General features: G+C 70.5%; 27 protein-coding genes and 1 pseudogene. 11 read left to right on the top strand and 17 right to left on the bottom strand.

All coding sequences use genetic code 11. The features are described from left to right. Positions 1–53: 53 nt before the first annotated feature. The 12 genes from HLB44_RS12005 to nac form a co-directional block, all read right to left on the bottom strand. Complete coding sequence (locus HLB44_RS12005; protein WP_425500801.1) at positions 54–851, bottom strand: ABC transporter substrate-binding protein; 798 nt, start codon at positions 849–851, stop codon at positions 54–56. A 75-nt stretch (positions 852–926) separates the two neighbouring features. Next, positions 927–1,661, bottom strand: a complete 735-nt coding sequence (locus HLB44_RS12000) for an amino acid ABC transporter ATP-binding protein (RefSeq protein ID WP_173122802.1) — start codon at positions 1,659–1,661, stop codon at positions 927–929. An 18-nt stretch (positions 1,662–1,679) separates the two neighbouring features. Next, positions 1,680–2,438 carry an amino acid ABC transporter permease gene (locus HLB44_RS11995; RefSeq protein WP_173122801.1) on the bottom strand — a complete coding sequence of 253 codons (759 nt, stop codon included), beginning with the start codon at positions 2,436–2,438 and terminating at the stop codon, positions 1,680–1,682. A 3-nt stretch (positions 2,439–2,441) separates the two neighbouring features. Continuing rightward, positions 2,442–3,143 carry an amino acid ABC transporter permease gene (locus tag HLB44_RS11990; protein WP_173122800.1) on the bottom strand — a complete coding sequence of 234 codons (702 nt, stop codon included), beginning with the start codon at positions 3,141–3,143 and terminating at the stop codon, positions 2,442–2,444. Positions 3,144–3,177: 34 nt separating this feature from the next. Then, a complete protein-coding gene (locus HLB44_RS11985; RefSeq protein ID WP_173122799.1) occupies positions 3,178–3,930 on the bottom strand; it encodes an SDR family oxidoreductase in 753 nt (250 codons plus the stop codon). Positions 3,931–4,013: 83 nt separating this feature from the next. After that, a complete protein-coding gene (locus HLB44_RS11980; protein WP_173122798.1) occupies positions 4,014–4,802 on the bottom strand; it encodes a LamB/YcsF family protein in 789 nt (262 codons plus the stop codon). 19 nt (positions 4,803–4,821) lie between these two features. Beyond that, complete coding sequence (locus tag HLB44_RS11975; protein ID WP_173122797.1) at positions 4,822–5,241, bottom strand: biotin/lipoyl-containing protein; 420 nt, start codon at positions 5,239–5,241, stop codon at positions 4,822–4,824. A gap of 5 nt (positions 5,242–5,246) precedes the next feature. After that, positions 5,247–6,239, bottom strand: coding sequence for a 5-oxoprolinase subunit C family protein (locus HLB44_RS11970; RefSeq protein WP_173122796.1), 993 nt, complete (start codon positions 6,237–6,239; stop codon positions 5,247–5,249). Continuing rightward, positions 6,236–6,898, bottom strand: coding sequence for a 5-oxoprolinase subunit PxpB (gene pxpB, locus HLB44_RS11965; protein WP_173122795.1), 663 nt, complete (start codon positions 6,896–6,898; stop codon positions 6,236–6,238). Before pxpB ends, HLB44_RS11970 begins: the two co-directional genes overlap by 4 nt. Further along, a complete protein-coding gene (gene accC, locus HLB44_RS11960) occupies positions 6,895–8,244 on the bottom strand; it encodes an acetyl-CoA carboxylase biotin carboxylase subunit (protein WP_173122794.1) in 1,350 nt (449 codons plus the stop codon). The genes pxpB and accC overlap by 4 nt, the downstream gene beginning before the upstream one ends. Positions 8,245–8,253: 9 nt before the next feature. Further along, the gene (locus HLB44_RS11955; protein WP_173122793.1) at positions 8,254–8,697 is read right to left on the bottom strand and encodes an acetyl-CoA carboxylase biotin carboxyl carrier protein; all 444 of its coding nucleotides are present in this window, start codon (positions 8,695–8,697) and stop codon (positions 8,254–8,256) included. 68 nt (positions 8,698–8,765) lie between these two features. Beyond that, the gene (gene nac, locus HLB44_RS11950) at positions 8,766–9,704 is read right to left on the bottom strand and encodes a nitrogen assimilation transcriptional regulator NAC (protein WP_173122792.1); all 939 of its coding nucleotides are present in this window, start codon (positions 9,702–9,704) and stop codon (positions 8,766–8,768) included. Positions 9,705–9,834: 130 nt separating this feature from the next. Between nac and HLB44_RS11945 the strand changes: the two genes are divergently transcribed. Genes HLB44_RS11945 through HLB44_RS11920 form a run of 6 tightly spaced genes read left to right on the top strand, consistent with a single transcriptional unit; the run spans position 9,835 to position 15,088 of the window. Next, positions 9,835–11,043, top strand: a complete 1,209-nt coding sequence (locus HLB44_RS11945; RefSeq protein WP_173122791.1) for an aspartate transaminase — start codon at positions 9,835–9,837, stop codon at positions 11,041–11,043. Positions 11,044–11,053: 10 nt separating this feature from the next. Beyond that, positions 11,054–11,728 carry an RraA family protein gene (locus tag HLB44_RS11940; protein ID WP_173122790.1) on the top strand — a complete coding sequence of 225 codons (675 nt, stop codon included), beginning with the start codon at positions 11,054–11,056 and terminating at the stop codon, positions 11,726–11,728. Between the two features lie 14 nt (positions 11,729–11,742). Further along, complete coding sequence (locus HLB44_RS11935) at positions 11,743–12,738, top strand: 2-hydroxyacid dehydrogenase (RefSeq protein WP_173122789.1); 996 nt, start codon at positions 11,743–11,745, stop codon at positions 12,736–12,738. Position 12,739: 1 nt separating this feature from the next. Beyond that, complete coding sequence (locus HLB44_RS11930) at positions 12,740–13,261, top strand: gluconokinase (protein ID WP_246312196.1); 522 nt, start codon at positions 12,740–12,742, stop codon at positions 13,259–13,261. After that, positions 13,258–14,031 (top strand): glucose 1-dehydrogenase, encoded by a 774-nt coding sequence (locus HLB44_RS11925; protein WP_173122788.1) that lies wholly within the window; start codon positions 13,258–13,260, stop codon positions 14,029–14,031. The genes HLB44_RS11930 and HLB44_RS11925 overlap by 4 nt, the downstream gene beginning before the upstream one ends. A gap of 22 nt (positions 14,032–14,053) precedes the next feature. After that, entirely contained in the window at positions 14,054–15,088 is a 1,035-nt protein-coding gene (locus tag HLB44_RS11920; protein WP_173122787.1) for an L-idonate 5-dehydrogenase, read from the top strand. A 20-nt stretch (positions 15,089–15,108) separates the two neighbouring features. On the opposite strand, the gene HLB44_RS37825 is transcribed toward HLB44_RS11920, so the two are convergent. Both HLB44_RS37825 and HLB44_RS37820 read right to left on the bottom strand, forming a co-directional pair. Then, complete coding sequence (locus tag HLB44_RS37825; protein ID WP_343051307.1) at positions 15,109–15,831, bottom strand: PQQ-dependent sugar dehydrogenase; 723 nt, start codon at positions 15,829–15,831, stop codon at positions 15,109–15,111. 149 nt (positions 15,832–15,980) lie between these two features. Beyond that, positions 15,981–16,589: pseudogene (locus tag HLB44_RS37820) on the bottom strand (PQQ-dependent sugar dehydrogenase); the annotation flags it as partial. Between the two features lie 130 nt (positions 16,590–16,719). Between HLB44_RS37820 and HLB44_RS11905 the strand changes: the two are divergent. Continuing rightward, positions 16,720–17,256: a DUF2796 domain-containing protein gene (locus HLB44_RS11905; protein WP_173122785.1), complete on the top strand. Its 537-nt coding sequence runs from the start codon at positions 16,720–16,722 to the stop codon at positions 17,254–17,256. 31 nt (positions 17,257–17,287) lie between these two features. On the opposite strand, the gene HLB44_RS11900 is transcribed toward HLB44_RS11905, so the two are convergent. Further along, positions 17,288–17,701: a VOC family protein gene (locus HLB44_RS11900; protein WP_173122784.1), complete on the bottom strand. Its 414-nt coding sequence runs from the start codon at positions 17,699–17,701 to the stop codon at positions 17,288–17,290. Continuing rightward, a complete protein-coding gene (locus tag HLB44_RS11895; protein ID WP_173122783.1) occupies positions 17,698–18,186 on the bottom strand; it encodes a helix-turn-helix domain-containing protein in 489 nt (162 codons plus the stop codon). The genes HLB44_RS11900 and HLB44_RS11895 overlap by 4 nt, the downstream gene beginning before the upstream one ends. A 110-nt stretch (positions 18,187–18,296) precedes the next feature. On the opposite strand from HLB44_RS11895, the gene HLB44_RS11890 reads away from it, so the two are divergent. Beyond that, positions 18,297–18,521, top strand: a complete 225-nt coding sequence (locus HLB44_RS11890; protein WP_173122782.1) for a hypothetical protein — start codon at positions 18,297–18,299, stop codon at positions 18,519–18,521. 12 nt (positions 18,522–18,533) lie between these two features. Here the strand turns inward: HLB44_RS11890 and HLB44_RS11885 are convergent, their stop codons facing one another. Further along, entirely contained in the window at positions 18,534–19,862 is a 1,329-nt protein-coding gene (locus tag HLB44_RS11885) for a hypothetical protein (RefSeq protein ID WP_173122781.1), read from the bottom strand. Between the two features lie 205 nt (positions 19,863–20,067). On the opposite strand from HLB44_RS11885, the gene HLB44_RS11880 reads away from it, so the two are divergent. From HLB44_RS11880 to HLB44_RS11870, 3 genes are read left to right on the top strand one after another with little or no spacing between them, the layout of a single operon-like run. Beyond that, positions 20,068–21,045, top strand: coding sequence for a Bug family tripartite tricarboxylate transporter substrate binding protein (locus tag HLB44_RS11880; protein ID WP_173122780.1), 978 nt, complete (start codon positions 20,068–20,070; stop codon positions 21,043–21,045). Then, entirely contained in the window at positions 21,023–22,243 is a 1,221-nt protein-coding gene (locus HLB44_RS11875) for a CaiB/BaiF CoA transferase family protein (protein WP_173122779.1), read from the top strand. Before HLB44_RS11880 ends, HLB44_RS11875 begins: the two co-directional genes overlap by 23 nt. 26 nt (positions 22,244–22,269) lie before the next feature. Then, a complete protein-coding gene (locus HLB44_RS11870; RefSeq protein WP_173122778.1) occupies positions 22,270–23,283 on the top strand; it encodes an AraC family transcriptional regulator ligand-binding domain-containing protein in 1,014 nt (337 codons plus the stop codon). The last annotated feature ends 63 nt before the right edge of the window (positions 23,284–23,346 follow it).

Below are 23,346 nucleotides of genomic sequence, written 5' to 3'. Positions count from 1 at the left end.
TTCGCATGCGGATGCTCGGCCCGCTTCCTTGAAGCGACACGGCCTTCCTGCGCTCAAGGCAAGGGCGTGAACTTCAGCTCCGTCAACGGCACGACCTTGTCTTCGCGGACCATCTTGAACTCGGTGTTCGGCCCCAGCCACTTGGCCCAGATCTGATTGATCTCGCCGGCCTTGTCCATCGCCAGCAGGGTCTCGTTGATCTTGGCCAGCAACGCCGGTTCGTCCTTCTTCATGCCCACGCCGATCGGCTGGAAGGCCATCGGTTCGGGAATCATCTTCAGCTCGATGCCGCCCGCCTTGGACTGGTTGACGAGCTTGGTGATCGTCATCGTGTTGGCCACCATGCCCAGCGCCTTGTTCTGCTGCACGGCCATGTACGCGGAGCCGGTGTCCTGGAAGGTCACCGGCTCGGAGCCGTTCATCTTGATCGACAGCTCCGAGGTCGAGCCCTTGGTCGATGCCAGCCGCTTGCCCTTGTAGTCGGCCTTGCTGTTCGACGGGTCGCTGGCCTTGACGGCGAGCATCTCCTTGGCCAGGTAGTACGGATCGCTGAACTGGATCTGCTCGGCCCGCCCGAGGGTGTAGGCGAGGTTGGCGACGGTGATGTCGACGCGGCCCATCTTGACCTCGGGCACGCGCGCTTCGACCGATAGCGGCGTGATCTTCGCGGCGACACCGAGGCGCTTGGCGATCGCCTGGCACATGTCGACGTCGAAGCCGACCATCTCGCGCGTCTTCGGGTCCGGCGCGGCGAAGGGCGGCACGTCGGCAAACGTGCCGCAACGCAGCTCCTTGCGCTGCTGGATGTCCTGCAGCTGGTCGGCGTTGGCCGCGACGCTGGCCAGTCCCATGCACAGCGCGGGAACGGCGATGGAGAAGAGGGAACGTTGGATCGACATCACGGACTCCTTGGGGGCAGGGCGCGTTCAGTGCGAACGCAGATCGGACAGGAAGCGCTGCGCGCGCGGGTGCTGCGGCTTGAGAAAGAAGGTCTCGGGATCGGCCGACTCGAGGATGCAGCCGGCGTCCATGAACCAGACGCGGTCGGCCACCTCGCGCGCGAAGCCCATCTCGTGGGTCACGCACATCATCGTCATGCCGTCGCTGGCCAGGCTGCGCATGACGGCCAGCACCTCGCCGACCATCTCCGGGTCGAGCGCGCTGGTCGGCTCGTCGAACAGCATCGCCGGCGGCTCCATGGCCAGCGCGCGGGCGATTGCCACGCGCTGCTGCTGGCCACCGGACAGTTGCGCGGGGAACGACAGCGCCTTGGCCGCGAGGCCGACACGCTCGAGCAGCTGCATCGCCTTGTCGCGCGCCTCGGCGCGCTTGACGCCGTTGACGTGCATCGGCGAGAGCATCACGTTGTCGAGTGCCGACAGGTGCGGGAACAGATTGAAGCTCTGGAAGACGAAGCCGATGCGGCTGCGCAGGCGATTGAGCTGCGCGCTGCCCATCGGCGCGTGCATGTCCTTGCCGTCGACCGTGATATGACCGGACCGAATCTCCTCGAGCCGGTTCACGGTGCGGATCAGCGTCGACTTGCCGGAGCCCGACGGCCCGCAGACCACCACCACCTGGCCCTTGGCGACCTCGGCATTGATGTCGGTGAGGGCCCGGTAGTCGCCGTACCACTTGTTGACGTTGCTGAAGCTGATCATGGGGTGCCTCGAATGACTTCAGGGTTCGGCGGCCAGCGGCTCGACCGGCACGGGCTTCGCAGCGGTCTTGCGCGTGCCGCCGGCGCCGGCGCGCTTGGCCTCGATGCGGCGCTCCAGCCAGGTGGCGGCCCAGGTCAGGCTCCAGCAGACGACGAAGTAGATGACGGCCAGGATGAAGAACACCTGGAACGGCTTGGTCAGCAGCTGGTTGTTGATCTGGTTCGCGGCGAAGGTCAGCTCGGGCACGTTGATCACATAGCCCAGCGTCGTCTCCTTGATCGTCGAGACGAACTGGCTGAGCATGCTGGGCAGCATGTTGAACAGCGCCTGCGGCAGGATCACCAGCCGCATCGCGCCGAGGTGGCTGTGGCCCAGCGCCCGCGCGGCTTCCATCTGGCCCTTGGGCAGCGCCTCGATGCCGGCGCGCACCACCTCGGCCAGGTAGCAGCCCTCGTAGAGCACCAGCGTCACCAGCATCGTCACGAAGCCGGAGACGTTGTGGCCGATCAGCAGCGGCACCAGGAAGTAGACCCACAGGATGATCATCAGCAGCGGCACGCCGCGCGCCACGTAGATCAGCGCCGTGGCCGGCCAGTTGAGCCAGCGCCAGCGCGAGATGCGCGCCAGCGCCAGCGCGACGCTGAGCGGGAACGCCAGCGCGATGCCGAGCACCGACAGGATCAGCGTGCAGGCGATGCCGCCCAGCGGGCCGTTGGGGTACTGGCCGACCAGCAGCAGCAGCCAGTTGTCGCGCAGGATCTCGAACACGGCGCCCATCGCTCACCTCGCCTGCGCGATGCGCGCGCGGCGCGCCAGCATCGCGCCGGCGACCATGATCAGCAGCGAGAAGCCCAGGTACATCACCGAGGCCAGCAGGTAGGTCTCGAAGGTGCGGAAGCTCTGGTTCTCGATCTCCTTGACCGCATGGGTCAGCTCGGCAACACCGATCGCCATCGCCAGGCTGCTGTTCTTGAACAGCGAGACGCTGTGGTTCACCAGCGCGGGAATGGCGTTGCGCACGGCCTGGGGCATGAGCACGTGGCGCATCGCGCCGATGAAGCTGTGGCCGAGCGCGCGCGCGGCCTCGGCCTGGCCGGGCGGCACCGCGCGCAGGCCGGAGCGCAGGTCTTCGCTGAAGTACGCGGCCTGGCACAGCCCGAGGCCGATGATCGCGAACACCGCTTCGGCGCTGTGCTCGGACAACCAGGCCTGCAGCGGGCCCGGCAGCAGGCTGGCGATGCCGAAGTACCACAGCATCAACTGCACCAGCGTCGGCACGTTGCGGTGGTACGAGACGTAGGCCATCACGCCGCGCTGCGCGATGCGGCTGGGCGCCAGGCGCAGCGCCAGCAGGATCAGCGCCAGCGTCATCGCGAGCAGCCACGACGCCAGCGCGACGACCAGCGTCAACTTCACGCCGTGCAGCAGCATCGCCCCGAACTCGGGGTTCGAGAGGATCGCCCACAGGTCGAAGCCTTTCATGCGACGTGCTCCGTGCCGGCTGCGCCCGGGTGTCTCAGGCCTGCGCCGCAGCCGGGCGCGTGGTCTGCAGTCCGCCGGGCACCTGCAGAGTCGGCGTGATCTCGATGTGGCCGATGTTCACCGCCACCGGGGCCGCGATGGCGAAGGCGATGGCGTTGGCGATGTCGGCGGCCTGCGGCAGCTCGAAGCCCTTGACGAAGCGCTCGTAGGTGTCGGCCGAGTCGCCGTGCACATGCGCGAAGATGTCGGTGGCCACGCGGCCGGGGCAGATCTCGGTCACCCGCACGCGCTTGCCGAAGGCATCGATGCGCAGCTGGCGCGACAGCATGCTGACTGCCGCCTTGGTGGCGTGGTAGGTCGAGTTGCCGCCGAAGTTGTAGGCCCCGGCGATCGAGCTGATGTTCACCACATGACCGCGGTCGCGCGCCACCATGCCCGGCACCACCAGCCGGCACAGGTGCAGCACCGCGCGCAGGTTCACGTCGACCAGCAGGTCGATGTCCTCGGCGTCGGCATGGAGGAACGACTTGGGCCGATCGACACCGGCGTTGTTGACGAGCACGTCGAACGGCACCTGCTGCGTCAGGCGGGTGATGCCGGCCAGGTCGGTCACGTCGAGCGTGTGCGCGATGCAGCCGGTGCGTTCGGACAGCGCCGCCAGCGACTTCGCATTGCGCGCCAGCGCATGCACCTGCAGGCCTTCGCTGCACAGGCGCTCGACGACGGCTGCGCCGATGCCCGACGAGGCGCCGGTGACGAGAGCGGTCTTGTAGTCGGAGAAGGGCATGTGAGTCCTCGGGTTGGATTCAAATCTATCGATCGCGGGCTCGGCGCGCCAAGACGGAATGGGTGTGGTGCGATAGGCAGCACTTATGTCTGGGCGGCCCCTTGTTCGGCCAGCTGCTGCGAGATCGGCACGATGCGTCCGCCGGCCCCTTCGATCTCGCTGCGCAAGCTGCGCGCCAGCGCCAGCGCGCCCGGCGTGTCGCCATGAACCAGGATCGAGCGCGGCCGCATCGCGATCAGCTTGCCGCTCCAGGTGGTGACCGTGCCGTCGGCGAGCAGCTGGCGCACGCGCGCCAGCACCGCGGCTTCGTCGTGGATCACCGAATTCGGCACGCGGCGCGGCACCAGCAGGCCCGCGTCGTCGCAGGCGCGGTCGGCCAAGAAGGCGGTGGCGACACGCAGGCCGTTCTCCGCCGCGGCGCCCTCGATCGCCAAGCTGCTCGACGAGCTGATGATCAGCGCCGGGTCGTAGGCCGCCACCGCGCGCACCAGCACCGCGGCCAAGGCGGCATCGGCCGCGACCAGGTTGCCCAGCGCGCCATGGAAGCTCATGTGCGTCATGCGCTGGCCGGCCGCGCGTGCCATGCCGCCGAGCGCGCCGAGCTGGTAGGTGACCATCGCGGCCAGCTCGCCGGCGTCGATCTGCATCACGCGCCGGCCGAAGCCCTGGCGGTCGGGGAAGCCGACATGCGCGCCGATGTCGACGCCGCGCGCGCCGGCGATGCGGATCGTGCGCTCCATGATCACCGGGTCGCCGGCATGGAAGCCGCAGGCCACGTTGGCCGAGGACACCACGCCGAGCAGCGCCTCGTCGTCGCCCATGCGCCAGGGACCGAAGCCCTCGCCGAGGTCCGCGTTGAGATCGATGTCCATCGTCGGGGTCCTCCAGGGGTCAGGCCGGCGTGTCGAGCTGCAAGACCATCAGCGGCGTGCCGTAGCCCACGACCGCACCGTCGTCGGCCAGCAGTTCGATCACGCATGCGTCGGCAGGTGCCGCCACCGGCAGCAGCAGCGGTCCGATCTGCAGCAGTCCCAGCACCTGGCCGGCCTGCACGGCGCTGCCGGCAGCGGCCAGGGCTTCGGCGCGCAGCGGGTGGCGGTGCAGGAAGACGCCGAGCGAGGGCGCGCTGACCGTCAGCGGGTCCGGCGCCGCAGGCACGTCGATCGGCGCCTCGTCGCCGGGCGTGATGCGCTCGACCGCAGCACCGTCGTGACGCAGCAGCAGCGTGTGGCCGGGGCCGCGCAGCTCGAGCAGCGCGATGTCGGTGGCCGCCAGCCAGCCGGCGATCTGTTGGATCTGGTCGGGGCGCATGCCGCTCACTGCCTCGTGTGCTGCAGGCGCTGCAGCCCGACCAGGCGGCGCGCCTCGTCGAGCCAGCGCCGGGTCTCGGCCAGCGCGGCCAGTGCGCCGTCCCAGTCGCATTCGATGAAGCGCACGCGGCTGCCGACGGGGGCCTGGCCCAGGCGCCACAGGTCGGCCTCGATCACGGTGCCCAGCTTCGGGTAGCCGCCCGACGGCTGCGCGTCGCGCATCTGCACGATCGGCTGGCCGCCCGGCGGCACCTGGATCACGCCCGGCACGATGCCGTGCGAGCGCATCTCGATCGCCGCTACCGCTTCGAGTGGGCGGCCCTCGAGTCGGTAGCCGTAACGATCGCTTTGCGCGGTGATCTTCCAGGGCTCGGCCCAGAACGCGGCGCGCGAGGCCGCGGTGTAGTGGTGGTATTCCGCCGCCGGCAGCACCCGCATCGCGGGCAGGCCGTCGACCTGCAGCGGCAGGCTCAAGGCCGGCGGCAGGAGCCCGAGGCCCTCGACCGGCGGCTCGCCGCTCGCGCGGCCCGCGCGCAGTGTGTCGGCCGCGCGCAGCGCACGCCCGTCGAGGCCGCCGAAGGCCCCGCGCATCTGCGTGCTGCGCGAGCCCAGCACCGGCGGCACGTCGATGCCGCCGGCCAGGCACACGTAGGCGCGGCTCGCGGGCCAGTGGCCGCCGCGGCGTGGCAGCCCGAGCTGCAGCACCTGCCCGGCGCGGGCTCGCACGGCACTCCAGGGCAGCAGCGGCCGGTCGTCCAGGCGCGCATCGACATCGGCGCCGGTGACCGCGAACGCGCCATCGGCGTCGAAGCGCAGCCGCAGCGGAAAGACGGGAACCTCGATGCCGGCCGCGCCGTCGTCGTTGCCGAGCAGGATGTTGCCGGCGGCCAGCGCCAGCGGATCCATCGCCCCCGAGCTGCCGACGCCCCAGCGCAAGGCGCCTTCCCGGCCGAGGTCCTGCACCGTCGCCAGCGCGCCCGTCGACAGGATCTGGATCATCGGATCACCTGCTCGACACGGAAGCGGATGCTGTCACCGGGCTGCAGCAGCGCGGGCGGGTCGCGCGTCGGGTCGAAGAAGGCCATCGACGTGCAGCCGATGGTGTTCCAGCCGCTCGGCCCGTCGGATGCCGAGACGCCGGTCTGCGCGCCGCCGATCGACACCGCGCCGCCGGGAATGCGCAGCACCGGCACCTTGCGGCGCGGTGTCGCCAGGCTCGGGTCCATGCCGCCGAGGTAGCAGTAGCCCGGGTGGCTGCCGAGCGCGTAGACCGGGTAGAGCGGCGCGCTGTGGCGCTCGACGATCTCGTCGATGCCGAGACCGGTGTGCTCGATAACGTCGTTCATGTGCGGCCCACTGTCACCGCCGTATCGCACCGGCAGCTCGACGATGCGCCCGCGCAGCGCCAGCGGCTCGATCGTCTGCCACGCGCTGTGCAGCCGTGCTTCGAGTGCGTGCGGCGTCAGCGGCGGCCGCGCGAAGCTGAGCATCAGGTTGTTCATGCCGGGAATGGCTTCGCGCACCTCGGGCCAGGTCTCGGCCTCGCGGGCGAGCGCCCAGATGCGCTGCTGCGTCGGCAGCGTGGTGTCGCCCGGGGCCTCGAACAGCAGGGCACTCGTGCCCAGCAGGCTGACCGATGCTGCATCGACGCGGCTCATGCGGCACTCCGTTGCAGCCAGCGCTCGAGGTGGTGGATGTCGACGCCACCATCGACGAAGCCGCGCTCGTCGACGATGCGCCGGTGCAAGGGCAGGTTGGTCGCGATGCCGCCGACCTGCATCTCGTCCAGCGCCAGTCGCAGCCGCGACAGCGCGTCCTCGCGCGTGGCGCCGTGCACGATCAGCTTGGCGATCATCGAGTCGTAGTACGGCGGCACGCGGTAGCCGGCCGAGGCATGGCTGTCCACGCGCACGCCGAAGCCGCCGGGCAGCACCCACTCGGTGATGCGCCCGGGCGCTGGCGCGAAGGTCTCGGGATGCTCGGCATTGATGCGGCACTCGAAGGCGTGGCCGTCGCAGCGGATGTCGGCCTGGCTCAGGGCCAGGCGCTCGCCGCGCGCGACGCGGATCTGCTGCTGCACGATGTCGATGCCGGTGATCATCTCGGTCACCGGGTGCTCGACCTGCAGCCGCGTATTCATCTCGATGAAGAAGAACGCGCCGTTCTCGTACAGGAACTCGAAGGTGCCGACGCCGCAGTAGCCGATCTGCCGGCAGGCCTCGGCGCAGCGTTCGCCGACGGCGGCGATCGCGGCCGGGGCGATGCCGGGCGCCGGCGCTTCCTCCAGCACCTTCTGGTGGCGGCGCTGCAGCGAGCAATCGCGGCTGCCGAGCCACAGCGCGTGGCCGTGGCGGTCCGCCAGCACCTGGATCTCGACATGCCGCGGGTGCAGCAGGAACTTCTCGATGTAGACCTCGGGGTTGCCGAAGGCGCGCCGCGCTTCCTCGCGCGTCAGCGCCAGCGCATCGGACAGGGCCGCCTCGTCGTGCACCACGCGCATGCCGCGCCCGCCGCCGCCGCCGGCGGCCTTGACGATCACCGGGTAGCCGATCTCGCGCGCCAGGGCCTGCACCGCCGCCGGGTCGTCGGGCAGGCCGGTGTCGGGGCCCGGCACGCAGGGCACGCCGGCGGCGCGCATCGCGCGTTTGGCGGACACCTTGTCGCCCATCGTGCGGATGCAGGCAGCGCTGGGGCCGATGAAGGTCAGGCCGGCCTGCTCGACGCGGGCGACGAACTCGCCGTTCTCGGACAGGAAGCCGTAGCCCGGATGGATGGCCTGCGCGCCGCTGATCACGGCCGCCGACAGGATCGCGGCCTGGTTCAGATAACTCGCAACCGGCGCGGCCGGTCCGATGCACAAGGCCTGGTCGGCGTGGCGCACATGCGGCGCGTCGCGGTCGGCTTCGGAATGCACCGCCACGGTCCGCAGCCCGAGGCCGCGGCAGGCGCGCTGGATGCGCAAGGCGATTTCGCCGCGGTTGGCGATCAGCACGGTGTCGAACATCGCTGTCCTTCAGCGCAGGCGCAGCAGCGGCTGGCCGGCGTCGACTTCCTGGCCCGAGCGGACCAGCACGGCGTCGACCACGGCGTCGGCCTCGGCGCGCACTTCGTTGAAGACCTTCATCGCCTCGATCACGCACAGCGTCTGGCCCGCCCGCACCGCCTGGCCCGCGGCCACGTAGGGCGGCTCGCCGGGCCCGGCCTGCAGGTGCACGACGCCGAACAGCGGTGCCAGCAGCTCGGGTGCCGACGCCGGCGCGGCGGCGGGTGGAAGCGGCTTGCGCGGGCCGCTCGCGGACCGTGCGGGCGCAGCGGCCGGGGCCGCTGCCACCGGCGTCGCCGCATCGGCAGACCGGCGCACCAGCCGCAGCGTCCAGCCATCCTGGCTGAAGCTCATCTCGGCCAGGTCCGACGACGCCATCGCGTCGATGAAGGCCTTGATCTGCTGCGCTTCCATGGCCGCAAAGGTATCTGCGAACCCTCCCGGCGACCAAGACGGAATGGCTGTGCCCCGATAAGGGCGGCTTATGACACGGACAGGCGGGTGTCGTCTCCGGCGATCAGGCTGCCGGGCAGGGCGGCCACCAGCTCGAGCAGGATCTCCTTGATGGCCTGCGCCGGCTCAGTGAGCGGCAGGTGATCGGACTGGCACAGCGCGAGCGGTGCCTCGATCACCGGCTCGATGATGCGGCACTGCCAGGCCTTGCAGGCACCTACCACGGTGCGGGCCATCGATTCGGGCAGGATCGTCGCCCCCAGCCCGTCGGCGATGACCGCCGTCAGCGTGCTGGCCGATTCGATCTCGGCGACCACGCGCGGCGCGAGGCCGATGCCGGCAAAAGCCTCGTCGACCATCTTGCGCACCACGTTGTAGGGCCGCGCCAGGTACAGGTCCATCTCGCCGAGCAGGCGCAGCGGCACGTGCTCCGGCGGCGCCGGCAGGCTGGCGGGCCCGACGACGAAGAGCTGCTCCTTCAGCAGCGGCAGGAACTGCAGCCCGTGCACGGCGACACGGCCGCCGTACAGCACGGCCAGGTCCATGCGGCCGTTCATCACCAGCTCCGACAGTGTGCTGCCGTAGGTCTCGTTCAGGTACAGCAGCACGCCCGGGTGCCGTGCGCGCACGGTGCGCAGCAGCGGCAGCGCCAGGCCCGCCGCGGCGGTGCCCGGCGCCAGGCCGACGGCCACCGCGCCGGACAGCCCGCGCCCGGCCGCGTCCATGTCGACCCGCGCCTGGTCGCACTGGCGCAGGATCAGCTGCGCATGGCCGTACAGGACCTTGCCGGCCTCGGTGGGGGTGACGCCGCGCTTGGTGCGCACCAGCAGCTGCTGGCGGACCTCGCCCTCCAGCGTGGCCAGCTGCTGGCTCAGCGCCGGCTGGGCGATGTGCAGCACATCGGCAGCCTGGGTCATGCTGCCGATGTCGACGACCTTGACGAAGTACTTCAGGCGCCTGAGGTTCAACCGCGTTCCTCCTGTGCGATCAGTCTACGCCGAGGTCATAAGTGTTGCCTATCAAGGCAGAGCGATCTCGTCTTGGCCTTTGCGCGGCGCCGGCCCTACCGTTACGGCAATCCCGCCGCCAAGGAAGACCGTGACCACCTCCCGCATTGCCGAGCGCGTCAGGCGCATCAAGCCTTCGCCCAGCACCTCGGCCGCCGATCGGGCGAACGAGCTGCGCCGGCAGGGCAAGGCGATCGTCAACCTCGTGGTTGGCGAGCCGGACTTCGACACGCCGGCGCACATCCGCCAGGCCGCCGCGGCGGCGATCGAGAACGGCGCCACCCGCTACACGCTGATGGCCGGCACGGTCGAGCTGCGCCAGGCGATCGCCGCCAAGCTCGAGCGCGAGAACGGCCTGAGCTACGCGCTGAACGAGATCATCGCCACCAGCGGCGCGAAGAGCGCGATCTTCAGCGCGCTGTCGATCACCCTCGAACCCGGCGACGAGGTGATCATTCCCGCGCCCTACTGGGTCTCCTATCCCGACATGGTGCTGGCGAGCGACGGCGTGCCCGTCACCGTGGCCTGCCCCGAGGCCGACGGCTTCAAGCTGACCCCGGCCAAGCTGGAAGCCGCGATCACCGCGCGCACGCGCTGGCTGCTGCTGAACTCGCCGAGCAATCCCACCGGGGCGAGCTACACCGGCGCCGAGTACCGCGCGCTGGCCGACGTGCTGGCGCGGCACCCGCAGGTGCTGGTGATGACCGATGACATCTACGAGCACATCCGCTTCGACGACCAGCGCACGCCGCACCTGCTGAACGTGGCGCCCGAGTTGCGTGATCGCACGCTGGCGATCAACGGCGTGTCGAAGACCTATGCGATGACCGGCTGGCGCATCGGCTGGTTGGCCGGCCCGCGCGACCTGGTGCAGGCGCTCGACACGCTGCTGTCGCAGTCCACCGGCAACTGCTGCTCGGTGAGCCAGGCGGCCGCCGCAGCGGCGCTGAACGGCCCCCAGCATTTCGTCGCCGAAAGCGTGTTGATCTACAAGCAGCGGCGCGACCGCACGCTGCAGCAGATCAATGCGATCCCCGGCCTGTCCTGCCGCGCGCCCGACGGGGCCTTCTATCTCTACGTCAACTGCGCCGGCCTGATCGGCAAGACCACGCCCGACGGCCAGCGGCTCGACGCCGACGGTGACGTCGTGATGTACCTGCTCGACAGCGTGGGCGTCGCCGTCGTCGCCGGCACGGCCTACGGCCTGTCGCCGTACTTCCGGCTCTCGATCGCCACCTCGATCGACAACCTCGACCAGGGCTGCAGCCGCATCGCGCAGGCCGTGGCCGCCCTTCACTGAGGACCCCTCGATGAGCACCTACAAGGCGCTGCGCAAGAACCCGTCGGCCCCGCAGGTCGACGAGACCGTGATCGCCGCGCTGCGCGAGCTGCCGCTCGCCGCGCTGAGCGACAACATGCACCGCAACATCGGCACCGTCGGCCTGCAGCCCTGGCAACGGCCGGGCGAGAAGACGATGTCGGGCACGGCAGTCACCGCCCGTTCACGCGGCGGCGACAACCTGACCTACCTGCGCGCGCTGGAGTTCTGCCGCCCGGGCGACGTGCTGGTCATCGACGCCGGCGGCGACCTGGCCAACGCCGTGGTCGGCGGCATCCTCACGTTCTATGCCGACCGCATCGGCCTGGCCGGCGTGGTCATCGACGGCGCGATCCGCGATGTCGCCGAGATCCGCAGCCGCGACTTCCCGGTCTACGCGCGCGGCGTCACGCACCGCGGGCCGTACAAGGACGGCCCCGGCGAGATCAACGTGCCGATCTCGGTCGGCGGCATGGTCGTCAACCCCGGCGACATCGTGGTCGGCGACCAGGACGGGCTGCTCGCCATCGCGCCGCAGGACGCGCCCGAGCTGATCGTCAAGGCGCGCGGCGTGCTGGAAGCCGAAGCGAAGACGATGCAGGCCATGCGCGAAGGGCGCTGGGATCGTTCGTTCATCGATGCGCTCGAAGCGCGCTGCAACAACTGAGTGCAACGAGAGTCATGTCCACCGCCGTCCTCGCCACCCGCGCCACCTTTGCTGACGTGCTCGACCGACTGCGCGAGCACTTCGTCGTCGAGCACAACCCCACCGATGCCGTCTGGAGCCCCGCCGAGCTGATCCGTCGGCTGCAGGGCAAGCACGGCGTGATGAGCACCGGCAGCGAGCGTTTCGACGCCGCCGTGCTCGACGCCTGCCCGCAGCTGAGGGCCGTCTGCAACGTCGGCGTCGGCTACAACAACATCGATGTCGAGGCTTGCAGCGCGCGCGGCGTGATCGTGACCAACACGCCCGACGTGCTGACCGAGACGACCGCCGACTTCGGCTTCGCGCTGATGATGGCCACCGCCCGCCGTATCACCGAATCGGAGCGTGCGGTGCGCCGCGGCGAGTGGACGCGCACCGGCATCCACGACCACTTTGCCGGCAGCGACGTGCATGGCGCGACGCTGGGCATCCTGGGCATGGGCCGCATCGGCCAGGCGATCGCGCGCCGCGGCTCGGCCGGTTTCGGCATGCGCGTGATCTACCACAACCGGACGCGGCTGGCACCCGCGCTGGAAGCCGCGGCCGGCGCGAGCTACGTCGACAAGGCCACGCTGCTGCGCCAGGCCGACCACCTGGTGCTGGTGCTGCCCTACACCCCGGCCTCGCACCATGCGATCGGCGCCGCCGAGCTGGCGCTGATGAAGCAAAGCGCGACGCTGACCAACATCGCGCGCGGCGGCATCGTCGACGACGCGGCGCTCGCCGCTGCGCTGCGCGCGGGCACCATCGCGGCGGCGGGGCTGGACGTGTTCGAAGGCGAGCCGGCGATCCACCCGGCGCTGCTCGATCTGCCCAACGTCGTGATCACGCCGCACATCGGCAGCGCGACGCTGCGCACGCGGCGCGCGATGGCTGCGCTGGCGGCCGACAACCTGGTGGCCGCGCTCGGCCGCGGGCCGGATGCCGGCCACCCGCCGACGCCGGTGAACCCCGGCGTGGAGCGGCGCTGAGATGTACGCCACCACCAAGGTCCTGGTGATGGGCGTCGCGGGCAGCGGCAAGTCCACGCTCGCCGCCGCGCTGGCGCGCGCGCTGCGCGCCACCCTCATCGAAGGCGACGACCATCACCTGCCGCAAAGCCAGCACAAGATGCGCAGTGGCGTCCCCTTGCAGGACGCCGACCGCGAGCCCTGGCTCGGCCGCCTGGGCGACCTGCTCGCGGCGGAACTGGGCCCGGCGGTGCTGACCTGCTCGGCGCTCAAGCGGCGCTACCGCGAGCGGCTGCGCACGGCCGTGCCGGCGCTGCGCACCGTGTACATCGACATCGCGCCGGACGCGTCGCGCGCTCGCGTCGCGGCGCGGCCGGGGCATGTCTTCCCGGCCGGCCTTGTCACGAGCCAGTTCGACACGCTGGAAGTGCCCACCGACGAGCCGCACGTGCTGCATCTGCCCGCGCAACAAACCCCGTCCGACCAGGTGCAGGCGGTGCTGCAGTGGCTGGCCGCACCCCTGAACCAGCGAGACGCCCCATGACCCCGGCCCTGAAACTCTTCGACCTGTCCGGCCGCACCGCGCTCATCACCGGGTCGGGTTCCGGCATCGGCTACGCGCTGGCCGGCGGACTGGCCGGCGCCGGTGCGCGCGTGGTGCTCAATGGCCGCGACGAATCCAAGTTAGGCACCGCCGCCGAGCGGTTGCGCGCCGATGGCGCCGACGTGCTGACCGCGGCCTTCGACGTGACCGACGCGGCTGCCGTCACCGCGGCCGTGGCGCGTTTCGAGGCCGAGCACGGCCCTATTGACATTCTCGTCAACAACGCGGGCCTGCAGCGCCGTGCGCCGCTCGAGGACTTCGACCATGCCGTGTGGCACGAGCTGATGCGGACCAACGTCGACAGCGTGTTCTACGTCGGGCAGGCGGTCGCGCGCCACATGATCGGGCGCCGCCGCGGCAAGATCATCAACATCTGCTCGGTGCAGAGCGAGCTCGGCCGGCCGAACATCGCGCCCTACACCGCCAGCAAGGGCGCAGTGAAGATGCTGACCAAGGGCATGGCGATCGACTGGGGGCAGCACGGCCTGCAGGTCAACGGCCTGGGGCCCGGCTACTTCAGGACCGAGTTGACGCAGGCCCTGGTGGACAACGCCGAGTTCAGCCAGTGGCTGATCGGCCGCACGCCGTCGCGCCGCTGGGGCGACGTGGCCGATCTGGTCGGCGCGGCGGTGTTCCTCGCCAGCGACGCCTCCAACTTCGTCAATGGCCACATCCTGTACGTCGACGGTGGTGTCACCGCGACGCTGTAAGAACCCACACCACGGACTCGCGATGGACGCTCTCGTCATTCATTCCGCCGGCGACCTGCGCGTCGAAGACGTGCCGACGCCGCCGGTGCTCACCAACCAGCTGCGCGTGCGCGTGCGCTTCGGCGGCATCTGCGGATCGGACCTGCACTACTTTCAGCACGGCGGCTTCGGTACCGTGCGCGTCACCGAGCCGATGGTGCTGGGTCACGAAGTGGCCGGGGTGGTCGAGGAGGTCGGTCCGGGCGCCGCGGGCTTTGCCGTCGGCGACCGCATCGCGATCAGCCCCAGCCGGCCCTGCGGCCTGTGCCGCTTCTGCCAATTGGGGCTGCAGAACCATTGCCTGGACATGCGCTACTACGGCAGCGCCATGCGCACGCCGCACGTGCAGGGCGCGTTCCGGCGCGAGATCGTCGTCGAGACGCACCAGGCCCATCGCCTGGCCGATGGCTTGAGCGACCGCGAAGGCGCGATGGCCGAGCCGCTGTCGGTGGCGCTGCACGCGGTGCAGCGTGCGGGTCCGCTGCTGGGGCGCAAAGTGCTCGTCACCGGTTGCGGGCCGATCGGCGCGCTGGTCGTCATCGCCGCGCGCCGCGCCGGGGCGACGCAGATCGTCGTCACCGATGTCGGCGGATTCGCGCTGCGCACCGCCCTCAAGGTGGGCGCAGACCAGGCGATCAACGTCGCCGAGGCGCCGCAGGCGCTGGCCGCCTTCGCCGCCGACAAGGGCCAGTTCGACGTGCTGTTCGAGGCCAGCGGCAACCCGGCGGCGCTCCGCGGCGCGCTGGACGTGCTGCGGCCGCGCGGTGTGATCGTGCAGGTCGGCCTCGGCGGCGAGACGACGCTGCCGCTGAACACCATCGTCGCCAAGGAGTTCGACCTGCGCGGCGCCTTTCGCTTCCACGAGGAGTTCGGCATCGCCGTCGACCTGCTCAACCAGGGCCTGGTCGACGTCAAGCCGCTGATCTCGGCGACCGTGCCCTACCGCGACGCGGGACGCGCGTTCGCCCTCGCGGCGGACCGCTCGCAAGCGATGAAGGTGCTGCTCGACTTCGAGTGAGTCACCGTCGAGAAGCCGCCCTACTTGCGGAAGACCTCGTAGACCGCGCCGTTGGTCAGCGAGACCACGAACAGGTTGCCGTTGGGCCCCGTGCGCACATCGGCTCCGACGCCGAAGTCGCGGCCGAAGAGCAGGCTCTCGCTTTCGGTGATGTCGTGCTTGTCCAGGTTGTCGGCCACCTTGTCGCGCAGGCGCGGATCGTCGAAGCGCAGCGAACGCCGATCGCGCGACAGCTGCAGGCGGAACAGCTGCCCGCTCACGACCTGGGCGCCCGGCACCGTGGACGGAGGCACGCCCACCCGCGCCGCGCCGAGGAACAGGTTGCCCTCGTACTCGCGTCCCAGGCCACGCCCGCGCAGGAAGCCGATGCCCGCCGGCGGCAGCTCGTACTTCCAGGACAACTCCGGATCGTTGTAGTGCGAGCCCGGCAGCTTGTACAGGCGCTGGCGCGCTTCGGCGGCCGTTTCGGCGATCTGCGTCGGCGGCCAGCGCAGCTGCTGCAGCGCACCGCCGAACTGCGTGGTCTCGATCTCCCTGTACTGCTCGATGCGGCTCAGCGGGCCCATCACCTGGATCCAGCCGCCGTTGTGGCCGGGCTGGACACGGTTGATCTCGGTGAAGGTGTCGTCGCCGTTTTCCTGTGTCCACAGCTCGCCGGTCTCGGGATCGAAGTCCATGCCGAAGCTGTTGCGAAAACCGTAGGCGAAGAGCTTCTGCACGTTGTCGCCGAACTCGCCCGGGATGCGCCGGCCGACGTTGTAGAACGGGTTGTCGCGCGGGGCGCTGCCGTCGTCGTTGAGCCCAGCACGACACCGCTCAGGTGCGCATCGTCGGGCTCCGGTCCGCCGAACTGATCGTCGGGCACGGGCCCCTGGCGGTTGTTCTGCATGAAGCCGCGGCGGCCCAGGTCGCCGACGATCACGAACAGCTTGGCGCCGTCGTCTCCCCGGTGCTTGCCGCGCGGCGAGAACTTGATGACGCCGCCATCGTGGTTGCCGCGCAGCGGCTGCCCGGCGTCGGCCTGGAACGCGCGCAGCCGGATGATGTTGCGGTCGAAGACCAGCGTGTTCCCGGTCCAGGTGAAGCGGTCGACCCGATTGCCCAGCAAGGGCACTTCCGCGAGCTCGGTCGAGTCCTGACCGGTGGAGCTCTCGGACCAGTACAGGTACACCCCGGGATTGCGCGGAAAGTCGGGATGCAAGGCGATGCTGAGCAGGCCGCGTTCGGAGGCTGAGTTCACCGCCAGGTCGAGCACCGTCGAATGCACCGCGCCGGAGACGATCCGTTTCACCTGGCCCGTGGCCTTCTCGAGCACCAGGAAATCGTCGGCCGACAGGAAGGCCATGTGGATCGGCAGCTCCAGTCCCGACACCACCGTGCGCACGCCGAGCGCAGGATCGACGAGGCTGGGCGGCGGGACCTGGGCAGGGGCGAGCGATGCGGCGCCGCACAGGACGAGCGACGCGGCGGTGGCCAGGGAATGGCGCAAGAATGTCTGCATGGCAACTCCTTATCCATTGGTTGTCGGGCCCGAGCGCCGGCAGCGACCACGGCAGTCGCGACGGCCTGACCTGCATACGATCGACCGGGGCGCAGATTCCCCCCGTTCTGTAGCTCCGGGCAGTCCAAGGTTGCGATACGTTGCGCAGCTATTGACGCTGGTCACGCTGTTCGGTGCGCGAGCCGTGATGGCCGCGCCGCCCCATGCCCACCAGCACGGCGCGGTCACGCTCGCCGTGGCGATCGACGGCGAGCAGCTGAGCATCGCGATGGAAGCGCCGCTGGACAGCCTGCTCGGCTTCGAGCGTGCCCCGCGCAGCGAGGCCGAGCGCCGCGCGGCGAGCGAGTTGCTGGCGCGGCTGCGCAATGGCGGCGCCGCGCTGTTCAAGCCCGACGCCGCCGCCCGGTGCACGCTGGTGACAGCGCAAGTGCGGGCCGACGTACTCGAGCCGGCCGCCCAGCCGGCGCCGAAGGACGGCGAGCACGCCGACATCGACGCGGACTATGCGTTCAAGTGCACGTCGCCGAACTTGCTGCGCAGCGTCGACGTGGGCCTGCTCGACGCCTTCAAGCGCATCCGGCGCATCGAGGTCCAGGTGGTGGGCCCGAAGGGGCAGCACAAGGCCACGCTCGAGCGGCCTGCGCGCACCATCCCGATGCAGCGCTAACGTGAATTGCGAGCGGCAGCTGGCGGCTGGTTCAGGTGCTGCGGCGCGCCTCGATCAGCTTCCACCCGTTGCCCGACGGGTCGCGAAAGCCCGCGTCGACGCTGCCGTAGCGGTCCACCGGCTCCTGCGTGAACTCGACCCCGCGTGCGCTCATCCGGTCGTGGGCCGCGCGGCAGTTGTCGACGACCAGCACCAGCGGCGGCATCGCGCCCTTGGCGACGAGCGCGCGCAGCGCCTGCGCCGTCGCCTCGTCGTGCACCGGCGGGCCGGGCAGGAACAGGCCGAGCTGGAACGACGGCTGGTCCGGGTGCTGCACCGTGAGCCAGCGATAACCTCCATTGCCCACGTCCGTGTGCACGCGGAAGCCCAGTTTCTCGACGTAGAACGCGAGCGCTTCATCCTGGTCTCGCACGTACAGACCGACCACTTCGACACCTTGGTTCATGGGATCTCCTTTTCGACGGACGCGTTTATATCGCCCGCCTCCCGGCGCCGCTTCTCCGAAACTGCGATCGTGAGATCGGGCCGGTGGGCGGCGCTCAAGATGCAGGCGGGCACGCGGGCGAGCTCGGGCGCCAGGGCGGCCTCCCTCGCACGTTCGCGGATCGCGCCCGGGCTGTCGCCGGTGATGTCGCGAAACGTGCGTCCGAAGGTGCCCAGGCTGCCCCATCCGGTCTGGAAGGCGATCTCGGTGATGGGCAGGTCGGTGTCGCGCAGCAGCGCGGTGGCGCGCTCGATGCGCCGCGTCAGCAGGTAGCGGTGCGGCGGCAGGCCGAAGGCCTGCTTGAACGATCGCGCGAAGTGGGCCTCGGAGACGCTGCTGACGCTGGCCAGCCGGCGCACCGGCCAGTCCTCGTGCGAGGCGGCGTCCATGCGGTCTTTCGCCCGCAGCAGGCGGCGCAGCAGCTCGGGATCCTGGAGGTCGGGCATGGCAGCGGTGACCTTATCACCCCGCTCCGGCCGGCCATCCCCAAATCGTGGGCCGGGCGCGCCGCGGCCGACGCGACAATCGCTGCCTGATCTCAACAGGGAGGGACCCTATGCAAACAATGAACTGGCGCCGCTGGGCCGCAGTGGTCTTGCTGACCCCGCTGATCGTGTCCTGCAAGGACATCGGCGATGGCGAAGGCGGCCAATGCGAGCCGTGCCGATCGAGCTCGCCGCAATGCGACAGCGGCATGAGCTGTGCGACCTTCGACGGCCCGTTCGGCAAGGATCACCAGCTCTGCGCCAAGCCGGACACCCGGTCCTGCCCGGTGTCCTGACGCGGGGCCCGGTCAGGCGCGCAATGCCGCCGGCAGGTTGTCGCTGCCGAAGCCGACCATGCCGGTCTTGCCCTTGCTCGCCAGCATCTGCTTGAGCTTTTTCTCGTTGACGGCCATCAGGCCGGCGTGGTGCGCGAGCCCGGGGATCCAGAAGCGGTGGGCGGTGATCACGCGCCGCGCCTGCTCGCGCAGCGCACCCAGGTGGCGGCGCACGGCGGTCTCGACCTGGTCCTGCCAGCCCACTTCGCCGAAGCGCTCGTCGAAGATGGCGTTGCACATCACGCTGGTCGGTGCGCAGCAGATCAGGTAGGCGCCGACGACCGGGCAGGTCTCGAAGATCTTGCGGTCCACGCGGGTGCGCATCGCCGTGTTGGCGGCGTTGCGCTCGCGCACGTCACGCTCGATCACGCGCACGATGTTCATCAGGCGGATGACGCTCGCCGCCAAGCCGACGGCGGCGTTGGTCGCGGTGCCGCCATCGGCCAGCACGCCGGCGAGCTTGCCGCCGAATTCGCCGAGGCTCACCGACACCGCGAACACGTCGTTGGTGTGCTCGCGCTGCAGCAGCCGTATCAGTGCCTCGAGCGCCGCCGCGGGATTGCCCTGGGCCAGGCTGCCGTGCACATGGTCCTTGGCCGATTCGACGCGCCACGCTGATCGCAGTGCGTTCTTCGCGGCCCAGGCGGTGCCGCCGGCCGACGTCAACACGCCGAGGAAGGGCACCAGCGACGCCGCGAGCTGCGTCATGAACGCCGGCATCAGGCTGGCGAGCGCGCGCATCACGTCCTGCAGGTTCTCCGGTGACACGACGCTGCGCACCAGGTCTTCGGCGATGGCCATCGCCTGGCCGGTGTTGCCGCCCACCGCGCCGCCGGTGCCGCCGATGCGCACGCCGCTCAGCTCGCGCGTATTGATGAGCACGCTGGCGCTGGCCGATGCGAGGCCGGTCTTCTGCTCGCCGAGCTTGGCCTTGAAGGTATTGCGCCACTCCAGCCGCTGGCCGCGGAACAGCTGCTGCAGGATGGCCTGCGACTCGTCGCGCACATGCGCCAGGCCAACACGTTCTTCGCCGCTCAGATTCGGCCCGCCGAGGCCGGTGACCTGCGCGTAGAGCGTCTCGACGGCGCGGTTCTTGTTGCGCACGCTGGTCTTCCAGGCCGCGCCCTTGGACTGCATCCACTTCAGCAGCGCCGCCGCCAGCCTGTCCTTGCGCGCCTGCACGGGGTTGTCGTGGTAGTACTTCAAGGCCGTATCGATGGCCTTCAGCTCGCTGCTGCGGATCGACGTGAAGCCACCGTCCGTCAGGTTCATCCACTGCGCAAACGACATCACTGCACTCATCCCTGCCTCCGGTAACGATTTGTTGGGGCCGGAGGATAGGGCAGCGCGGCGCGCGCGGCGGCACGTGCGACCACCCGATCGCGGGGACGGGCGCACAAAGCTGATCGTTTCGGCCAATCCGACACGCTTTGCCGGCCATTGCCGCGCCTCGGACCGCGGCATTCAATCGCTGCAGCCACGACAACAACCCCCCGGAGACGACGCCATGAAGACAGCGCAGCACGCCCGTCGCGCCTTGATCGCTTGCGCCGGCGCGCTGATCGCCGCAGCGAGCGCCCCGGCCTTCGCGCAGAACTACCCGAGCCAGCCGATCCGCATCGTCGTGCCGTACCCCGCCGGCGGCGCCACCGACACGCTGGCGCGGCTGATCGCCACGCGGGTGCAGGAGACCTGGGGCCAGACGGTGATCGTCGACAACAAGCCCGGTGCGTCCGGCATGCTGGGCAACGACTTCGTCGCCAAGGCCGCGCCCGACGGCCACACCGTGCTGCTGGCCATCACCGCGATCGTGCAGCTGCCGGCGTTGAAGCCGAAGATGCCCTACGACGTGCTGAAGGACCTGCAGCCGCTGACGATGGTGGCCAGCACGAATTCGATCTTCGCGGTGCCGGCGAGCACGCCGGCGCAGACGCTGAAGGACTTCGTCGCGCTCGCCAAGGCGCAGCCGGGCAAGCTGAACTACGGCTCCTACGGCGTCGGCACCTCGTCGCACATCCAGGGCTCGCTGCTGAACCTGCAGGCGGGGCTCGACCTGACGCACGTGCCCTACAAGGGCGCGGCGCCGCTGCTGCAGGACCTGAAGGGCGGGCAGCTGTCGTCGGCCTTCATCGACATGGCGACGGCGCGGCCGCATCTCGACTCGCTGAAGGTGCTCGCCGCCACCGGCACGCAGCGCAACAAGGTGCTGCCGAACGTGCCGACCTTCGCCGAGCTCGGCTTCCATTCGTTCGAGCCGATCGGCTGGTTCGGACTCTTCATGCCCGCGGGCGTGCCGGCACCGATCGCGAAGAAGTTCGCCGCCGAGGCGCAACGCATCGTGCAGTTGCCCGAGGTCGCGTCGCGCATCGAAGCGCTCGGCATGACGCCGGGCCATCTCAGCACCGAGGAGTTCGCGCGCACCGTGCGTGCGGACGCGCAGGTCTACGCCAGGATCATCAAGGATGCCAACATTCAGATCGACTGAACCCGGGCCGCGCGCAGCACGGCCTCCCGAGCCTCAGGGCGCGCCGCTGGCCGGCGTGCGCATCCTCGACCTGACGCGGCTGCTGCCGGGCCCGGTGTGCACGCAGCACCTGGCCGACCTGGGCGCCGATGTCGTGAAGATCGAGGACCTGGGCGCCGGCGACGCGGTGCCGCCGAAGCTGCGCGCGCTGCTCCACCGCAACAAGCGCGGCATCCGGCTCGACCTGAAGCACGCCGACGGTGCCGCCGCGCTGCTGCAGCTCGCCCGCACGGCCGACGTGCTGATCGAAGGCTTCCGCCCCGGCGTGATGGCCCGCCTCGGGCTGGACCATGCGGCGGTGTCCGCGGTGAACCCGCGCCTCGTCTACTGCAGCATCACCGGCTACGGCCAGCACGGCCCCGACCGCGACCGCCCGGGCCACGACCTGAACTACTGCGCCGAAGCCGGTGTCGCCGACCAGATCGGCACGGTGCACGGGCCGGCGCTGTCGAACGTGCCGATCGCCGACTTGATCGGCGGTGCGCTCGGCGCGGCGATGGGCATCCTCGCGGCGCTGGTCGACGCGCAGCGCAGCGGCCGCGGCCGGCACGTCGACATCGCGATGGCCGACGGTGCACTGGCGCACGCGGTGATGCCGCTCGCGGCACTGGCCACCAGCGGCCGCACGCGCCGCGCCGGCACCGACACGCTGACCGGCGGCCTCGCGTGTTACGCCACCTACCGCACGGCCGACGATCGCTGGCTGGCGGTCGGTGCGCTCGAGCGCAAGTTCTGGGACGCGCTGTGCGATGCGGTGAAGCGGCCGGACTGGAAGCCGCTGCACCGCAGCGGTCGCCGCGAGACCGAGGAGCTGCTGCGCGGCGAGCTGGCCGCGCTGTTCGCCAGCCGGACGCTCGCCGAATGGGACGTGCAGCTGCGCCACGCGGGCTGCTGCGTCTCTCCGCTGCGCACGCTCGAAGAAGCGCTGGCCGATGCGCAGTTCCGCGCGCGCGAGATGGTCTTCGAGAGCGTGCACCCGAGCTATGGGCCGGTCACGCAGGTGGCGCTACCGGTCAGGATGAGCGGCCATCAATTCGCGATCCACCGCCATGCGCCGCGGCCCGGCGAGCACACCGCCGAAGTCTTGCGTGAAGCCGGCTACGACGACGCCGCGATCGATGCGCTGATGACCCGCGGCGCGGCCGCCGCGGCAAGCTGACGCTGCCACCCGCGTAGCATGCCGGCGTGGCCGAGCACACCGTATCGATCCATCACGTCGAGCTGGCTTTGCAGGGCGCGCGGCGCCGCGGCCTGCGCGTGGAGCCGCTGCTCGAACGCGCCGGCATCGCGCCTGCGCTGCTCGACGCGCCGCTCGCGCGCATTTCGCAGGCGCAGTACGGCGCGGTGCTGCGGCTGTTGCGGCGCAGGCTGCGCGACGACCTGTGGGGCCTGCTCGCGCAGCCCGTGCCGCTGGGCACCTTCGAGCAATGCTGCCGGCTGCTGGTGCAGGCGCCGACGCTCGGCGATGCGCTGCGCACGGGGCTGCGCCACTACCACGGCCGCATGCAAGAGTTCACGCCGCGGCTGCAGCGCGCCGACGGCCTGGCCTGCATCGTCATCGTGCCGCGCGCGGATGCGGCGCCGAGCCCGTTCGCGGCCGAATACGCGCAGCGCGCCTTCCTGTTCCTGACCTTCGGCGTCGCCTCGTGGCTGGCGGCGCGGCGCATTCCACTGGTCGCGGTCGACTACCGCGGCCAGGCGCCGGCGTACGGCTCGGAGATCGCGCGGCTGTTCCAGGCCAAGGTACGCTACGGCTGCCCGCAGTACCGGCTGTGGTTCGACGAGCGCTGGCTGCTGCTGCCGCAGGTGCAGAACACGCAGAGCCTGCGCGAATTCCTGCAGCAGGCCCCCGGCAACCTGATCGTCAAGTACCGCGACCGCACGCGCGTCAGCGACCGCATCCGGCGCCTGCTGCGCAGCCGGCTGCGCGACGAGCTGCCCTCGCTCGAGGCGGTGGCGCAGACGCTGGGCATGACGCCGCAGACGCTGGCGCGCCGGCTGCGCGAGGAGGGCCGCGGCTTCCAGGCGCTGAAGGACGACGTGCGCCGCGACACGGCCATCGAGCTGCTGCAGCGGCCGGACCTGACGCTGCTGGACATCGGCGCGCAACTCGGCTTCTCCGAGGCCAGCACCTTTCACCGCGCGTTCAAGAAGTGGACCGGCGTTGCGCCGGGGGAATATCGGCAGCGCGAACGCTGATCCTTTTCGCCAATCCCGATGGCGACCGCGGTCATTGCCGCTGCGCAGCACGAAGCGCATCCT

Source organism: Pseudaquabacterium terrae, assembly GCF_013266755.1.
Lineage (GTDB): Bacteria > Pseudomonadota > Gammaproteobacteria > Burkholderiales > Burkholderiaceae_C > Pseudaquabacterium > Pseudaquabacterium terrae.
This window is presented reverse-complemented; position numbering and strand designations above follow the sequence as displayed.

Excerpts from the sequence above, each read along its gene's own strand:
- HLB44_RS12005 (WP_425500801.1), bottom strand. The coding sequence starts at position 851 with ATGGGACTGGCCAGCGTCGCGGCCAACGCCGACCAGCTGCAGGACATC.
- HLB44_RS12000 (WP_173122802.1), bottom strand. The coding sequence starts at position 1,661 with ATGATCAGCTTCAGCAACGTCAACAAGTGGTACGGCGACTACCGGGCC.
- HLB44_RS11995 (WP_173122801.1), bottom strand. The coding sequence starts at position 2,438 with ATGGGCGCCGTGTTCGAGATCCTGCGCGACAACTGGCTGCTGCTGCTG.
- HLB44_RS11990 (WP_173122800.1), bottom strand. The coding sequence starts at position 3,143 with ATGAAAGGCTTCGACCTGTGGGCGATCCTCTCGAACCCCGAGTTCGGG.
- HLB44_RS11985 (WP_173122799.1), bottom strand. The coding sequence starts at position 3,930 with ATGCCCTTCTCCGACTACAAGACCGCTCTCGTCACCGGCGCCTCGTCG.
- HLB44_RS11980 (WP_173122798.1), bottom strand. The coding sequence starts at position 4,802 with ATGGACATCGATCTCAACGCGGACCTCGGCGAGGGCTTCGGTCCCTGG.
- HLB44_RS11975 (WP_173122797.1), bottom strand. The coding sequence starts at position 5,241 with ATGCGCCCCGACCAGATCCAACAGATCGCCGGCTGGCTGGCGGCCACC.
- HLB44_RS11970 (WP_173122796.1), bottom strand. The coding sequence starts at position 6,239 with ATGATCCAGATCCTGTCGACGGGCGCGCTGGCGACGGTGCAGGACCTC.
- pxpB (WP_173122795.1), bottom strand. The coding sequence starts at position 6,898 with ATGAGCCGCGTCGATGCAGCATCGGTCAGCCTGCTGGGCACGAGTGCC.
- accC (WP_173122794.1), bottom strand. The coding sequence starts at position 8,244 with ATGTTCGACACCGTGCTGATCGCCAACCGCGGCGAAATCGCCTTGCGC.
- HLB44_RS11955 (WP_173122793.1), bottom strand. The coding sequence starts at position 8,697 with ATGGAAGCGCAGCAGATCAAGGCCTTCATCGACGCGATGGCGTCGTCG.
- HLB44_RS11940 (WP_173122790.1), top strand. The coding sequence starts at position 11,054 with ATGAGCACCTACAAGGCGCTGCGCAAGAACCCGTCGGCCCCGCAGGTC.
- HLB44_RS11935 (WP_173122789.1), top strand. The coding sequence starts at position 11,743 with ATGTCCACCGCCGTCCTCGCCACCCGCGCCACCTTTGCTGACGTGCTC.
- HLB44_RS11930 (WP_246312196.1), top strand. The coding sequence starts at position 12,740 with ATGTACGCCACCACCAAGGTCCTGGTGATGGGCGTCGCGGGCAGCGGC.
- HLB44_RS11925 (WP_173122788.1), top strand. The coding sequence starts at position 13,258 with ATGACCCCGGCCCTGAAACTCTTCGACCTGTCCGGCCGCACCGCGCTC.
- HLB44_RS11920 (WP_173122787.1), top strand. The coding sequence starts at position 14,054 with ATGGACGCTCTCGTCATTCATTCCGCCGGCGACCTGCGCGTCGAAGAC.
- HLB44_RS11900 (WP_173122784.1), bottom strand. The coding sequence starts at position 17,701 with ATGAACCAAGGTGTCGAAGTGGTCGGTCTGTACGTGCGAGACCAGGAT.
- HLB44_RS11895 (WP_173122783.1), bottom strand. The coding sequence starts at position 18,186 with ATGCCCGACCTCCAGGATCCCGAGCTGCTGCGCCGCCTGCTGCGGGCG.
- HLB44_RS11890 (WP_173122782.1), top strand. The coding sequence starts at position 18,297 with ATGCAAACAATGAACTGGCGCCGCTGGGCCGCAGTGGTCTTGCTGACC.
- HLB44_RS11885 (WP_173122781.1), bottom strand. The coding sequence starts at position 19,862 with ATGAGTGCAGTGATGTCGTTTGCGCAGTGGATGAACCTGACGGACGGT.
- HLB44_RS11880 (WP_173122780.1), top strand. The coding sequence starts at position 20,068 with ATGAAGACAGCGCAGCACGCCCGTCGCGCCTTGATCGCTTGCGCCGGC.
- HLB44_RS11875 (WP_173122779.1), top strand. The coding sequence starts at position 21,023 with ATGCCAACATTCAGATCGACTGAACCCGGGCCGCGCGCAGCACGGCCT.